This window comes from Actinomadura sp., from assembly GCF_044508335.1.
Classification (GTDB): Bacteria; Actinomycetota; Actinomycetes; order Streptosporangiales; family Streptosporangiaceae; genus Spirillospora.
This window is the reverse complement of record NZ_JBIQHY010000013.1, coordinates 14,604-28,278: the sequence shown is the minus strand read 5'-3', so window position 1 is coordinate 28,278 and position 13,675 is coordinate 14,604. Positions and strand designations below refer to the sequence as shown.

General features: G+C 72.6%; 15 protein-coding genes, 1 tRNA gene, 1 other RNA gene and 1 pseudogene. 7 read left to right on the top strand and 11 right to left on the bottom strand.

From position 1 onward, the window contains the following. Positions 1–9 precede the first annotated feature (9 nt). On the bottom strand, positions 10–2,133 hold the full coding sequence (locus tag ACIWVC_RS07595) for a DNA polymerase III subunit gamma and tau (protein WP_396453942.1): 2,124 nt from the start codon (positions 2,131–2,133) through the stop codon (positions 10–12). A 38-nt stretch (positions 2,134–2,171) separates the two neighbouring features. Beyond that, positions 2,172–2,267, bottom strand: an RNA gene (ffs, locus tag ACIWVC_RS07590) — signal recognition particle sRNA small type. A 59-nt stretch (positions 2,268–2,326) separates the two neighbouring features. Between ffs and ACIWVC_RS07585 the strand changes: the two genes are divergently transcribed. Together ACIWVC_RS07585 and ACIWVC_RS07580 are read left to right on the top strand one after the other, a co-directional pair. Next, positions 2,327–2,671: a DUF952 domain-containing protein gene (locus tag ACIWVC_RS07585; protein ID WP_396446423.1), complete on the top strand. Its 345-nt coding sequence runs from the start codon at positions 2,327–2,329 to the stop codon at positions 2,669–2,671. A 10-nt stretch (positions 2,672–2,681) separates the two neighbouring features. Continuing rightward, a tRNA-Ser gene (locus tag ACIWVC_RS07580) sits at positions 2,682–2,769 on the top strand. Positions 2,770–2,831: 62 nt separating this feature from the next. Here the strand turns inward: ACIWVC_RS07580 and ACIWVC_RS07575 are convergent. After that, the gene (locus tag ACIWVC_RS07575; protein WP_396453950.1) at positions 2,832–3,188 is read right to left on the bottom strand and encodes a DUF4242 domain-containing protein; all 357 of its coding nucleotides are present in this window, start codon (positions 3,186–3,188) and stop codon (positions 2,832–2,834) included. 159 nt (positions 3,189–3,347) lie between these two features. Here ACIWVC_RS07575 and ACIWVC_RS07570 point away from each other — a divergent pair, with 159 nt between their 5' ends. Further along, entirely contained in the window at positions 3,348–3,656 is a 309-nt protein-coding gene (locus ACIWVC_RS07570) for a type II toxin-antitoxin system VapB family antitoxin (RefSeq protein WP_396446425.1), read from the top strand. A gap of 6 nt (positions 3,657–3,662) precedes the next feature. Here ACIWVC_RS07570 and ACIWVC_RS07565 read toward each other — a convergent pair whose 3' ends face one another. The 7 genes and pseudogenes from ACIWVC_RS07565 to upp all read right to left on the bottom strand — a co-directional run bounded on the left by ACIWVC_RS07565 (position 3,663) and on the right by upp (position 10,028). Further along, the gene (locus ACIWVC_RS07565; RefSeq protein ID WP_396446426.1) at positions 3,663–4,916 is read right to left on the bottom strand and encodes a CynX/NimT family MFS transporter; all 1,254 of its coding nucleotides are present in this window, start codon (positions 4,914–4,916) and stop codon (positions 3,663–3,665) included. Between the two features lie 347 nt (positions 4,917–5,263). After that, positions 5,264–5,962, bottom strand: a complete 699-nt coding sequence (locus ACIWVC_RS07560; RefSeq protein ID WP_396446427.1) for a FadR/GntR family transcriptional regulator — start codon at positions 5,960–5,962, stop codon at positions 5,264–5,266. 199 nt (positions 5,963–6,161) lie between these two features. Further along, positions 6,162–7,652 carry a helix-turn-helix domain-containing protein gene (locus ACIWVC_RS07555; RefSeq protein ID WP_396446429.1) on the bottom strand — a complete coding sequence of 497 codons (1,491 nt, stop codon included), beginning with the start codon at positions 7,650–7,652 and terminating at the stop codon, positions 6,162–6,164. A gap of 491 nt (positions 7,653–8,143) precedes the next feature. Next, a pseudogene (locus tag ACIWVC_RS07550) lies at positions 8,144–8,653 on the bottom strand (PH domain-containing protein); the annotation flags it as partial. Positions 8,654–8,663: 10 nt separating this feature from the next. After that, on the bottom strand, positions 8,664–8,822 hold the full coding sequence (locus tag ACIWVC_RS07545) for a hypothetical protein (protein WP_396446430.1): 159 nt from the start codon (positions 8,820–8,822) through the stop codon (positions 8,664–8,666). A 129-nt stretch (positions 8,823–8,951) separates the two neighbouring features. Next, the gene (locus ACIWVC_RS07540; protein WP_396446431.1) at positions 8,952–9,209 is read right to left on the bottom strand and encodes a hypothetical protein; all 258 of its coding nucleotides are present in this window, start codon (positions 9,207–9,209) and stop codon (positions 8,952–8,954) included. Between the two features lie 180 nt (positions 9,210–9,389). Continuing rightward, entirely contained in the window at positions 9,390–10,028 is a 639-nt protein-coding gene (gene upp / locus ACIWVC_RS07535) for a uracil phosphoribosyltransferase (protein WP_396446432.1), read from the bottom strand. 216 nt (positions 10,029–10,244) lie between these two features. Here upp and ACIWVC_RS07530 point away from each other — a divergent pair, with 216 nt between their 5' ends. Beyond that, entirely contained in the window at positions 10,245–10,472 is a 228-nt protein-coding gene (locus tag ACIWVC_RS07530; RefSeq protein ID WP_396446433.1) for a hypothetical protein, read from the top strand. Between the two features lie 154 nt (positions 10,473–10,626). After that, positions 10,627–11,112, top strand: coding sequence for a tRNA adenosine deaminase-associated protein (locus ACIWVC_RS07525; protein WP_396446434.1), 486 nt, complete (start codon positions 10,627–10,629; stop codon positions 11,110–11,112). 4 nt (positions 11,113–11,116) lie between these two features. On the opposite strand, the gene ACIWVC_RS07520 is transcribed toward ACIWVC_RS07525, so the two are convergent. Further along, a complete protein-coding gene (locus tag ACIWVC_RS07520) occupies positions 11,117–12,442 on the bottom strand; it encodes an alkaline phosphatase family protein (protein WP_396446436.1) in 1,326 nt (441 codons plus the stop codon). A gap of 188 nt (positions 12,443–12,630) precedes the next feature. Here ACIWVC_RS07520 and ACIWVC_RS07515 point away from each other — a divergent pair, with 188 nt between their 5' ends. Both ACIWVC_RS07515 and tadA read left to right on the top strand, forming a co-directional pair. After that, positions 12,631–13,068, top strand: a complete 438-nt coding sequence (locus tag ACIWVC_RS07515; RefSeq protein WP_396446437.1) for a hypothetical protein — start codon at positions 12,631–12,633, stop codon at positions 13,066–13,068. 160 nt (positions 13,069–13,228) lie between these two features. Continuing rightward, positions 13,229–13,666 carry a tRNA adenosine(34) deaminase TadA gene (gene tadA / locus ACIWVC_RS07510; RefSeq protein WP_396446454.1) on the top strand — a complete coding sequence of 146 codons (438 nt, stop codon included), beginning with the start codon at positions 13,229–13,231 and terminating at the stop codon, positions 13,664–13,666. Positions 13,667–13,675: the final 9 nt, after the last annotated feature.

The following is a 13,675-nucleotide window of genomic DNA, read 5'->3' as shown; positions in this document are numbered from 1 at the left end:
CGGCCGGGGCTACTGCGGGTTCGAGTTGTCGATCTCGCGGATGATCTGGCCGCCGAGTTCGCGCTGGATGAGGGCCATGCCGCTCATCTCGGCCTCGGTGCCGTCGGCGTCCGCGTCGCCTTCGGGGTCGACCTCGTCGCTTTCGTCCACCGGCGCGGGTTCGGGGGGCGGCGGAGGCTCGTCCGGCGGCGGAGCCATCGGACCCGGGTCCGCCTGGCGCGCCGGGCCCCCGCCGCTCGCGGGACGCGGGACGGGGTTCGCGGGCCGGGACTGCTGGGAGACGGGCCGCTGCGCCTGCGCCTCCGGCGCGCCGCCGAAGCCGCCCGGCGCGGCGCCGCCCGACCCGAAGCCGGACGACTGCGCGGAGCCGAAGCCGCCGCCGTTCCCGCCGGCCGCTCGCCCGCCGCCTCCGGAGCCCTGACCCGGGGGACGTCCGCCCATGGCGCCGCCTCCGCCGCCGACGACGGTCTCGATGCGCCAGTCGACCCCCATGCGCTCTTTGAAGACCTCGCGGAGGACGGCGTCACGTCCGCCGTTGACGAAGCCGAGGCGACGCCCCTCCGCGTCGAAGCCCAGCGTCAGGACCTTGCCGTCCAGCGACACCGGCTGCACCCCGGACATGATGGTCATCCAGGTGGCGCGGCTCTTCTGCTTGACCGCCTCGACGACGTCCGGCCACAGCCGCTGGACGGCCCCGAAATCCACACCCCCGCCGGCACCCTGCTGCCCGGCGGCCTCAGCCGGACCCGCGGCGGGCGCCGGCTGCGCGGCACGTCCCGACGAACTGGCGCGGGGTGTGCTGCGGGTGTTATCCGCAGGACGCTCCTTTGGCGGCGCTGCTGGAGGGCGGGGGTTGTCGCTGGTAGCGGCGTCGCCCTCCGGGGAGGGCGGGGAGTGATCTTCATGCGGCTGAACGGCGCTGCTGACGGCTTGGGTCATGCCCGGGCCGGGCTGGGCGCCCGCGAGGCCGCCCTCGGCCGCTCGGCGCTCCAGGCGGTCCAGGCGGGCGAACATCGACGCCTCGTCCTCGTAGGCCGCGGGCAGCAGGATGCGGGCGCAGATCAGTTCCAGCAGCAGCCGCGGGGACGTGGCGCCGCGCATCTCGGTGAGGCCGGTGTGCAGCAGGTCGGCGGCGCGCGTCAGCTCGCCCGGCCCCATCGAGGACGCCTGGCGCCGCATCGCGTCCAGCTCGTCCGGCGGAACGTTCAGCAGCCCCGTCCCGCCCGCCTCGGGGACGTTCGACAGGATCACCAGGTCCCGGACGCGCTCCAGCAGGTCGGCGGTGAACCGGCGCGGGTCCTGGCCGCTCTCGATCACCCGGTCGACGGCGGCGAAGACGGCGGCGCCGTCGCGGGCGGCGAACGCGGTGATGATCTCGTCCAGCAGCGCGGAGTCGGTGTAGCCGAGCAGCGACACGGCCCGCGCGTACGTGATGCCCTTCTCGTCGGACCCGGCGAGCAGCTGGTCGAGGATCGAGAGCGTGTCGCGGGCGGAGCCGGCGCCGGCGCGCACCGCCAGCGGCAGCGCGGACGCCTCGTAGGGGACGTTCTCGGCCCGCAGGATCTCCTCGACGAGCTCCTGCAGCACGCCGGGCGGGATCAGCCGGAACGGGTAGTGGTGGGTCCGGGACCGGATCGTCCCGATGACCTTGTCCGGCTCGGTGGTCGCGAACACGAACTTCAGGTGCGGCGGCGGCTCCTCGACGAGCTTCAGCAGCGCGTTGAAGCCCTCGCGGGTGACCATGTGCGCCTCGTCGATGATGTACACCTTGAAGCGCGCGGAGACCGGGGCGAAGAAGGCGCGTTCCCGCAGGTCGCGGGCGTCGTCGACCCCGCCGTGGGACGCGGCGTCTATCTCGATCACGTCGATGTGGCCCGTCCCGGCCGGCCCGAGCGCGACGCACGAGTCGCATTCGCCGCAGGGGTCGGGGGTCGGCCCCCGCTCGCAGTTCAGCGACCGGGCGAGGATCCGGGCGCTGGACGTCTTGCCGCAGCCGCGGGGGCCGCTGAACAGGTACGCGTGGTTGATCCGGCCGTTGCGCAGCGCCTGCTGCAGCGGCTCGGCGACGTGCTCCTGTCCTTTCAGCTCTGCGAACGTCGCTGGCCGGTACTTGCGGTACAGCGCCAGACTCATGGGGGTCCGCCCTCCTGGAGAAGCAGAGCGTCACAAGCGAAAAGGACCCCCCGCACACCCGCCAGAGCCTGCTTATCCTTGCTGCCTTCCGGCCCTGGGGAGGTTCACAGGATGACGCCATGCGAGGGGTCTGCCCAGAGTCTATGTCATCCCCGGCCCTGGATTGCCACGCTTCCCGCGTAGTCTCCGCCTCATGCCCGCCTCGACCCGCGACACGCTCCTGCACATCGCCGAACGAACCCACTGGGAATCCGCCCGCGCGTCCGGTGCGCCGTACACCATGTCCACGCTGGGCCGGACGCTGGACGACGAGGGCTTCATCCACTGCTCGTCCGACATGGCCCAGGTCGCCGGCGTCCTCGCCCGCTTCTACACGGGCGTCCCGCGCGAAGACCTGGTGCTGCTGACCGTCGACGTGACCCGGCTGGACGCCCCGGTCCGGTACGAACCCGCCGGTGACGACGTCTTCCCGCACGTCTACGGGCCGATCCCGGTCTCCGCCGTAATTGATGTCAGATCACTGCCCGGAACCCGGTAGGCTTCCCCGTGGAGGATTCGCCTAGTGGCCTAGGGCGCACGCTTGGAAAGCGTGTTGCGTGCAAGCGCTCGCGAGTTCGAATCTCGCATCCTCCGCCACATCGAGGCCGGTGCCCGCGTCGGGCACCGGCCTTTCCATGTCGCGGGCTAGGCGGGCCGGGTCACTGCTCGGCGGTGACGGGGTCGATGACGGCCCCGACCTGGCGGACGTGGTCGCAGGGGAAGCCGCCCCGCGCCGCGTGCTCGCGGATCAGGTCCTCGCTCTCGGCGTTGTACACGCAGAAGAACCGGTCCCCCGCCACGTAGGTCTGGACCCACTGGATGTCGCCGTCCATGCCCTCCCGGACGGCGTTGGAGCGCCGTGTAGTAGAGGGCGGCGCGGTCGGCTTCGTCCAGCCCCATGCGGGACCCCAGGCGGCAGGCCAGCAGGCAGGAGCGCGCCACGTGCTCCATGGGCTGCCCCAGGCCCAGGTCGACGGCCAGGGAGAGCGCGCCCACCAGCTCGGCGAGCCGTACACCGGAAGGACGCGCACCCGTCATGGGCCAACGGTACGCCGCAACTTTGTGACGAACGGCCTGAACTGGGAGGTAACTGGTTTACCGTATGGGACAACTTGAGTGACACATGTTGTTGCGTTGCCTTCTCCGGCCGGAGGACGACGCCGTAGACTCGAAGGGTGATCTTCAAGGCGGTGGGTGACGGAAGGCCCTATCCGGACCACGGGCTCTCGTCCCGTGACTGGGCCAAGATCCCGCCTCGCCAGGTACGCCTCGACCAGCTCGTCAGCACCAAGCGCGAGATGGACCTGCAGTCCCTCCTCTCGAAGGACTCCACGTTCTACGGCGACCTGTTCCCGCACGTCGTCCAGTGGCAGGGCGAGCTCTACCTGGAGGACGGCCTGCACCGCGCGCTCCGGGCGGCGCTGCACCAGCGGCTCGTCCTGCACGCCCGCGTCCTCGACCTGGACGCCGTCGACATGGGCTGACCGGCGTCAGCGCGTGCGGGCCGCCGGCTCCAGCGCGGCGGGAGCCTTCTCCGGACGCGGCCGCGGCGCGGCCGGGCGCACGTATCCGGGACGCGCCGCCAGCAGCCCGAAGGCGATCTCGGGCACGAGCAGCACGAGCAGGAGCACGATCGGGACGTGCCAGCCGCCCGTGGCGTCGTGCAGCACCCCGACCGCGAGCGGGCCGGCGCCGGCGAGGAGGTAGCCGCCCGTCTGCGCCATCCCGGACAGCCCCGCCGCCGCGGACGGGCTCGGCGACCGCAGGCTGAGCAGCGTGTACGCCAGCGGGAACGCGCTGCCGGTGCCGATCCCGAGGACCACGGCCCACGCCCAGCCGGCGGACGGGGCGAGCAGTAGCCCGGCGAGGCCCGCCGCCATCGTGACGGCGACACCGGCGATCACCGGACGCTGGTCGCGCAGCCGCGCGGCGAACACCGGGACCGCGAACCCCAGCGGAATCCCGACGATCATCATGACGGAGACCATCATCCCGGCGGCCGCGGGCGCGAATCCCGCGTCCCGCATGATCTCCGGCAGCCACGACATCAGGACGTAGAACATCAGCGACGTCAGCCCCATGAACGCGGCGACGTACCAGGCGATCGGGGACCGCAGCAGCGTGCCCTCCCCGCGCGGAGCCGGCGCGGGGGCGGCCGGCGCGCGGCGGCCGCGGAGCGCGAGCGGCCCCCACACCAGCACGGCGGCCAGCGACGGGACGGCCCAGACCGCGAGGGCGAGCCGCCACCCGCCCGCCTCGTCCAGCGGCACCGCGAGCCCCGCCGCGACGGCGCCGCTCGCCGCCATGAGCATCATGGCGAGGCCGGTGAGCGACCCCACGCGGGACGGGAACGCGCGCTTGATCACGGCCGGCATGAGGACGTTGCCCATCGCGATCCCGGCACCCGCCAGGACCGTTCCAACGAACAGCGACACCGGCGACTCCACCACGCGCAGCACGATTCCCGCGGTGATCATGACGAGGGACGCGGCGATGGCGGTCTCGGTGCCGAGCCGCCGCGCCACGGCCGGCGCGACGCCGGCGAAGCCACCCAGGCACAGCACCGGCAGCGTGGTGAGGACGCCGACCTCGGCGCCCGACAGCCCGAAGACGTCCCGCAGCTCGCCGAGCACGGGGGTGATCCCGGTGATCGCCGCCCGCAGGTTGACGGTCAGCAGCACCAGCCCGGCCAGCGACCAGACGGCCGTGACGCGGGAAACCGGAGTCGTCGCAGAACTGTTCATCTCACCTTGCTCGTCGTCGCGTCTTCCCGGCGTCGACCGCCGGGCACGTTCCTCTGCACACCGCACGCGTGCGGCGTCATGCGTTTCCACCGGCCGCGGTCTTCGACCGGTCCGCCGCATCAGCCCGTGAAGCCGAGGCGGGCGGCCGGTGTCACGGCCCGCGCAAGCTCGCCGGCGCGGGTGCTTCCATGTGGTCGCAGCGGGGTTCGGGATGGTCAGGGCATACAGCGCGCGTCAGGCTTGCCGCTGCGGGGCTTTGCATCCGCAGCGGTCGTGGCGGTCAGGGCACATGACGCGTGTCGGGTTCGCCGGTTCGGGGGCCTTTGCGGCCGAAGTGACCGCGGTGGTCAGGGCTCATGGCGCCCCTCATGGCCGGGCGGTGCGGTGGAGGCCAGGATCTGGTCGAGGCACGCGTGGGCGGCCCTGGTCGCGGCTTCGGCGTCGCCCGCCTCGACGGCCGCGGCGATGGGGCCGTGGGGGACGTCGGCGTGCTTGAGCAGGACGCCGGCGGCCCCGATGCTGGCCCGGAGCGCGGCGCTGAAGTCGCGGTACAGGTCGGTCAGGACGCGGTTGTGCGTGGCTTCGACGACGGCGGTGTGGAAGGCGAGGTCCGCCTCGACGAACGCGGAGTGCTCTCCGGCCGCCCAGGCGGCGTCACGGCGGGCGAGAGCGACCGCGATGGCGGCGACGTCGGCGTCGGTGCGCCGGGTGGCCGCGAGCCTGGCGGCCTCCACCTCCAGCCCGCGCCGCACCTCCAGGATCTCGACGAGCTCCGCCGTCTCCAGGCGCCGCCGGACCGCCCCGGACAGCTCGCTCGTCGCGCGGACGTACGTCCCGTCGCCCTGCCGGCTCTCCAGCAGGCCCGCGTGGGTCAGCGCGCGGACGGCCTCGCGGACGGTGTTGCGCCCGACCCCCAGCGTCTCCGACAGCACCGGCTCCGGCGGGATCTTGGCGCCCACCGCCCAGGCACCGCCGACGATCTCGTCCCTGAGCTGGCCGATCACCTGGTCGACCAGCGACGAGCGGCGAGCCGTTCGCAGAGCCATCCGCAACCTCCGGTCAACCAATCATCCTATGTTTAATCGTAAGGCGTGATCGGGTCGGCTTTCTTCCCGCTCGGGGGCGAGATCGGTCACACGTCCCGCTCGGCCGGGCCGTCCACGGCGGGCTCGCACTGCCCGCCATCCGGCTGCGCGAGTCCGACCTGCTCGCGGCCGAGTGCCGTGCGAGGCACGGCGGCCGGGCTCACAGGCCCGGGTCGTCGTGGGGGCCGTGGAGGGACGGCGTCCTGGTGCCGGAGGGCGCAGACGTGATCTGGGACGCGGACAGGCCCGCCGCCTGGAGGGCCTGGCGGTACGCGGCGGCGGCGCTCTCGGTGTCCTGGACGAGTTCGTACAGTTCGCCCAGCTCCCTGTACAGGTGCGCCGCCGGACGTCCCGGAGACAGCGCGGCAAGCTGCTCCGACGCGGCGCGCAGCACGACCTGCGCGGCCGTCAGGTCCCCCTGCGCCACGCGTGCGCGCGCGAGGACGAGCCGCGCCAGGATGGTCTTCTGCGTGCGCACCGCGAGGTCGCTGCCGGGCTGCGGGGTGACCGTCACGCTCTGGGTGCCCGTCGGAGGGGCCAGCGCCATCCCGGTGTCGAGGAAGCGTTCCAGCGTGGCGATCGCGTCGTCCAGCTCGCCGAGGAGGACGAGCGCGCGCGCCTTGGCGATGGTGCTCTCGGTGGACTCTTCGCCTTCGAGATCCGCCGTGCCCTGGAGAAGCTCCAGGGCCTCCTGCGCGGCCTCACGCGAGCCCTCCGGCCGCGGGCGCCCGATCCCTAGCTCGCTGGAGGCCGGCACAACGGGCGGGGCCGCGGCCGAGAACGGAAGGACGCCCCTGAGCAGCGCCTTGGCCCCGGCCAGGGCGAGACGAGCGCGGCTCTGCACGGGAGTGGAGTCGCTGCGCGCCGCCAGCGCCTGGTCGGCGAAGTACAGGGAGTCGCCGATGGTCCCCTCTTCCAGCGCCCGCACGCTCGCCCGCTGGTAGTGGACGCTCACCGGCTCGTCCTGCGCGGACTGCTCCGGGCGGAGCAGGCGCCGCCCGAGATCGTGCGCGCGCACGGGATCGGAGCGATCCACGTAGGCGAGGAGCAGGATCCGCCCGGCCTCGGTGTACTCGTGGCCCACGCCGAGCCCCAGCTGCTCCAGCCGCGCGACGGCGCGCTCGCCGAGCGCGATCGCCTGCCCCAGGTCGCCGACGGTGTGGTAGCACCGGGCCAGCGCGATCACGGGCGGCAGCCAGCTGGCCCGGCCCGGGTCGCGTTCGGCCTGCTCGCGCAGCTCCTCGAACAGCGCGATGGCGGCGTCCGTCCGGCCCAGCTCCTCCAGGGCGCGGGCGCGGCCCCAGCGGGCGCGGGACGTCAGGTCGGGGTCGTCGCTGCGGGCGATCACCTCGTCGAAACCGGCCTCGGCGGTCGCGGCGTCACCGCGCAGCAGCGCCAGGTGGGCGTGCCGCTCCCGCACCTCCAGGTGGGCGCGCTGCTCCGGCTCGACGCCCTCGGCGAGGTACTCCGGGGTGCAGCCGAGGCGCTCGGCCAGCATCCGCAGGACGGTCGGCGTCGGCGTGCGCTTGCCCGACTCGATCAAAGAGATGTAGCTGTCGGAGAGGTCGTGACCGGCGAGCTGCGCCTGCGACAAGCGTCTTGTCAGCCGCAGGTTGCGGACGCGTTCTCCGACGTTGCCTGGACCCGGCATGTGGACTCACTTAGCGGAAGTAAACAGGCGGCTGGGGTGCCGACATGATTGCACATTGTGGGTTGTCGCACATCGAGAGCAACGAAGCGGGATCGACGACGCCGCACGGCCGGGCCTGTCCCGCTCCGGCGCGCACCCCGCGGGGGCGCTCCGGCGCGCCGGTTCGCGGCGGCACGTCCGGCGGTCGCGGCGTCTGTCACCCGCCGACGCTATCCGACCCCGGCCGACAAGATCTCGAACACCGCCGATTTCCTCCGGCCCGCCGCGCCTCCCGGCCGGATCTCCCCTGGTCGGCACCCTGGCGGTCAGGATTTGGGATCGGGAGTCGTCGGGACGTCCTCCGCAGGCCGCTTCTTCTTCAGCCGGTCGACGTTGCCCTCCAGCTCGTCCACCTCTCCCCCGAGCTTGTCGACGTTGGCCTCCAGCCTCTCCACGAGCTCCTGCAGCTTGGGGTCGGTGGTCTGGGGCGGGGGCGGGGGCGGAGGCGCGTCCTTCTGCGGGAAGATCATTTCGCAGACTTCGAGGTACAGCTGCTCGGGGTAGGGCAGGTAGGGCACGTTCGTGAGCGCCTGGTCCTGGCCGGCGGACTCCAGCACGAACTCCCCGTAGCCGAGCATGCGGCCCGTGATCGTCCGCTTGAAGCTCATGTCGGTGACCTTGGCCAGCGGCATCATCGCCACCTTGCGGGTGATGAGGCCGGTGGTGAGCAGCATCCGCTGGTTGGTGATGACGAAGTAGTCGACGGACCATTCCGCGACCCGCCAGACGAACCAGCCGAGGAGGATCAGCCAGCCCCACCAGATCCAGCTGATGACGGTGCCCGCGTCGCTGGCGAGCGTGTTGCTCAGCACCCCCGCGAGGATCAGCCCGCCGAGCAGGAGCCCGATCGGGGCCATCAGGATGGCGGGGTGCCGCCGCACGGTGATCACCTGGCTCTCGTGCGGGAGCAGGTACTTGTTGACCGACGCCGGCGCCGAGTCTCCGGGGGTGACGAGTCTCATCGCGGCCCCGTCAGGCGAGCGCGTTGACGAAGGTGGCCAGGGACCCGGCGGCGGACGCGAGGCCGTTGGCGGCGCTCTCCACCGACTGGGCCGCGCCGTCCGGCTGCTTGATCACGTAGAACGCCACGAAGGCCACGGCGGCCCACGTCAGGTACTTCTTGGCGGGCACGGCTGCCTCCCGGAGCGTTGACTCACGGACCCCGGTTCAGTCTCGCACAGCGCACCCGACCGGCAAAGCAAGGCTTCTGGCGCGTTGCCGCAACCCCGCGGGCCCGCCGGAGGCGCGCCCCGGCGGCGGCTATGGCGCGTTGTCCAGCGAGGAGCGGCTGGCCTTGCGCCGCTTCTCGGCCGCCACCGTCGCGAGCACCTCCAGGTGCCGGCGCGCGATGCGTTCCACGAATTCGGGCGGCGCCGACCCGGTGACCTCCTCGGCGCCGTACCGCGCGGCGGTAACGCAGCGGTCCACCGTGTCGGCCCCGTGCACCCCGTCGAACTCCTCGATGAGCCGCTCGCCGATCGCGGCGTAGCGCGGCAGATCGTCCCCTTGGTGAGCCATCACGTTTCCTCGTGCTCGCTCGCGCCGCCCGGTCCGTTAACGGTCCCCTGTGCCGGGACGGCGGAGGGAACGCGCGTGGCGTTCCACAGAGGATTGGTACCCCCTGTCGCGGTATACGAACATCCCAGGTCACGTCCGGTATCGGGTGCCCTGGGCGGGCCGGCGCCGGCCGGCCCGGGGTCAGACGACGCCGTACAGGCGGTCCCCCGCGTCGCCGAGGCCGGGCATGATGAAGCCCTGCTCGTTGAGGTGCGAGTCGATCGCGGCGGTCACCACCTTGACCGGCGCGGAGATGTCGGAGAACGCCTGCTCCAGGTGCTTCAGCCCCTCCGGCGCGGCGAGCAGGCAGATCGCGGTGACGTGGTCGGCGCCGCGGTCGATCAGCAGCCGGATCGCGGCGGCGAGCGTCCCGCCGGTGGCGAGCATCGGGTCGAGGACGTAGCACTGCCGGCCCGACAGGTCGTCGGGCAGCCGGGTCGCGTACGTCTGCGCCTGCAGCGTGCCCTCGTCCCGGATCATGCCGAGGAACCCGACCTCGGCGGTGGGCAGCAGCCGCGTCATGCCGTCGAGCATCCCGAGCCCGGCGCGCAGGATCGGCACGACCAGCGGCTTCGGGCTGGCCAGCTGGACGCCCCGCGCCTCGATGAGCGGGGTGGTGACGGTCGCCTCCGTGACCCGGACGTCGCGGGTGGCCTCGTAGGCGAGCAGGGTGACCAGCTCGTCCGCCAGGCGCCGGAAGGTGGGGGAGTCGGTGCGGACGTCCCGCAGGGTGGTGAGCTTGTGCGCGACGAGGGGGTGGTCGACGGCGAGGGTCTGCATGGGCTCACCGTAGCCCACCGGGCGCGCTCGGCCGGACCGTGCCGATCTAGGATAGGACACCGCTGAGCTGGGCAGTATGGCGGTATGAACAGCGAAAGCGATCACCAGCCGAGAGGACCGGCGCCGCCCCCCGCAGCCCCCGAACCCCCCGAACGCCCCGAAGGCGCCGCTCCCGCCCAGGCTCCCGATAGCGCGCCCCCGCCCGCGGACGACGCGGTGACCGATGTCACAGGCGCCGGCGCCCCCCGCGAGGACGTCCCGCCGCGTCCCGGCCCGCAGGGCGACATCTCCCCCGAGCAGGTGCGCGAGCACCTGCGCCGCCGAGCGATCTTCCTGCGCGAGCTCGCGGAGGCCCGCGAGCTGCGCGCCCGCGTGACGCCGCACCGGTCCCGCCGGGCGCGGATCCACGCCGTGCTGCGCCGCCGCACCTTCCGCATCAACTGAGCGGATTGGATAGGTTCTTGGCGCCAGGTACCAGTACGTGGTGCCGCCTCCCGGCCTCGTCCGGGGGCGGGGCGCCGAGTTTGACGGTGGGGCACGCGAGCGCGCGCCGCATCTGCGACCATGCCCTGGCAGGAGACGCGCCGGTGGGGTGGAAATGACGGATGTGGACGCGACGGACTTCGCCGTCGTGGTGTACCGGGAAGACGAGGGCTGGGAGGCCGAGATCCTCCCGGTCGCGCTGACCGAGGATCTCGCGGGGCTGATCCATGCGCTGCGGCAGCAGCCGAGCCTCGGCGGCACGGTCGGACTGGTCTCGGTCGGCGACGACTTCTTCGTCGCGATCCGCCTGCTCGGCGACGACGTCATGGTGTTCCTGTCGGACGTCACGGCCTCGGTCGACTGGCCGCTCGCCGCCCAGGTCCTGGAGTACCTGGACATCCCGATCCCGGAAGACGAGGAACTCGACCAGGTCCTCCCCGTCGGCGACATGTCGATCTTCGCCGACCTGGGGCTGGACGAGATGGAGCTCGGCGCGATCTCCGGCGACCTGGAGCTCTACCCGGACGAGATGCTGCTCAGCATCGCCGGCCGCATCGGATTCGCCCCCGCCTTCGAGCGCGCCCTCGACACCATCTCCTAGAAGGTCAGGCCGGGCGCGGGAAGCCGTGGGTGCGGGCGTAGGCGCTGAGCCCGGCCCAGTCGTCGCCGGTGTGGCTGTGCGACGGATCCAGGCAGCCAAGGCTGATCGGGCGTTTCGCGCCGTAGCGGGGTGCGCGCAGGTCGGGCGGGCCGTCGAAGTCGAGGACTTCGGCGATGTTGCGGGCGGCGGCGTCCCGGACGGTCAGCGGCTCCAGGTCCCAGCGCCACTCGATCGCCTTCAGCACGGACGTGTGGTCGTACACCTCGTGCGCGACGGCGCCGCGCCGCGCCCGCGGGGAGATCAGCAGGCAGGGGACGCGGAAGCCGCGCAGCCCGGTGCCGAGGTCGGGCCGCGGGTCGGGGCCCTCGGGCGGCGGGACGTGGTCGAAGAACCCGCCCCACTCGTCGTAGTTGATCACGAACAGGGTGCGCGGCCAGTTCGGCGAGGTGACGACCGCCGAGTACACCTCGTTCAGGAACGCCTGCCCGAAGCGGATGTCGGCGAGCGGGTGCTCGTCCTCGGACATGCCGGGCAGGAAGATCTCGCCGAGGAACGCGGGCTCGACGAAGCTGACCGCGGGCAGCCGGCCGTGCCGGGCGTCGCTGCGGAACTCCGCGATGTTCCGGGTGATGTCGAGGTGGCGGAGCCCCCAGAGCGCCGTGAACGGGACGTCGCTGAAGTAGTAGCGGCAGGAGACGCCCTTGGCCTTCAGCCGGTCCCAGATGGTGGCGGTCTCGGAGATCGTCAGCTCGTTCGAGATCCGGTCGGTCTGGGCCGCGTGCTGGAAGATCCGGTTGGGGAACGTGGACGACATGACGGCCGGGAAGTAGCGGTCGCAGACCGTCCAGTCGAGCGCGGCGCGGCCGTGGAAGCCGAGGTCGGGGCCCTCGTAGTAGCCGATGGAGAACACGTCGTTCTCCCCGGCGCGCAGCCATCCGTCGCACTGCCCGCCGTTGTACTCGATGCGTCCGCCCGCGTACGAGTGGTCCGGGTCGTGGAAGCCGCAGCCCCACGGCACCTTCAGATGGTGGGTGTCGTGGGCGTTGCCTTCGGCGTCGGTGAAGGTGAGGCCGGCCTGGCGCCCGTCCGCGCCGGGGAGCCAGCCCATGTAGTGGTCGAACGACCGGTTCTCCATCATCACGACCACGATGTGGTCGATGCCGGATTCCTCCGGATCGGGGAGTTCGCTGACGGGCGCGCGCTTCGCCGCCGCGAGCTGGGCGGCGTGGGCCTCGGTGGACGACCCCCCGGCGGCGCTCGTCGCGAGGATCGCCGCGGCGCCCGCCGTCCCCGCCAGAAATCCGCGCCTGGTGAGTTCGTCCGCGCCCATGGCGTCTCCTCCCGGATCGGGGCCGCTGTGCAGTATGCGGACTTCTGCGACACGGGGGAAGGACGGCGTCCCGTCCGCCACCGGACAAAATCCGAAGTTTATTCACAACTGTCGCCGGGCAGGCGATCCCGGCCTCGGCGCCCGAAAGGGGGTGTGACCGGGGCAACCTCGTGGGTCACAATGAGCACGTGTCCTACTTCGCCGCCGTGTTCGCGCAGACCCCGCAGGGATGGGTCGGCACCGAGGCCGTGCTCGCCGAGGCGGACCACGTCGACGACGTCGCCGACCTGATGCGGGAGGCCGCCGTCGAGTCCTACGGCGACCCGGTACTGCTGATGATCGAGCAGGACGACGACTGGTTCGCCGTCGTCCGGCTGGACGGGGAGGACGAGCCGCGCGCCTTCATCTCCACCGTCCGCGAGGACGGGCTCGGCGCGCTGTTCCAGCAGCTCGTCGGCGAGGTCCCGGACGGCGACTCCGCCGGCGACCCGGCCCTCCTCGAAGACCTGGGCCTCGACGCCAAGCGGCTCGCCGACCTCGGCGAGCGCGCCCTGCCCGGCGACGCCCTCCTCGCCGTCGCCGAGCAGGCCGGCTTCGGCGAAGAGTTCGACCGCCTCCGTGACTGACCCGCCCGGCAGGCCCCCGAAGTCCCCCCTCGCGGGCGAGGAGGCCGAGGCGGCCACCGCCGGCCGGAACGCCGCACATCCCGAGATGCCCGCTGATCAGGGCGAACGGCGTGCCGGGGCGGACACGAGCGATCCCGTCATCGCGGGGTACCTGCCGGCGATGCGGCTGGCGCTGGACGAGGCGCGCAAGGCGTTCGACGAGGGCGAGGTCCCGGTCGGCGCGGTCGTGCTCAACGCGTCCGGCGAGGTCATCGGGGCGGGCCGCAACGACCGCGAGCGCTCCGCCGACCCGACCGGGCACGCCGAGATCATCGCGATGCGCGCCGCGGCGGCCTCGCTCGGCACGTGGCGCCTGTCGGGCTGCACGCTGGTCGTCACCCTGGAGCCCTGCACGATGTGCGCGGGCGCGTCCGTCCAGGCACGCCTGGACCGTGTCGTCTACGGCGCGGTCGACGAGAAGGCCGGCGCCGTGGGGTCGCTGTGGGACGTCGTCCGTGACCGGCGGCTCAACCACCGGCCCGAAGTCATCGCCGAGGTGATGGCCGACGAGTGCGCCGCACTGCTTATCGAGTTCTTCACGCACCGCAGAGTCCGGTAGGCTCTGCCG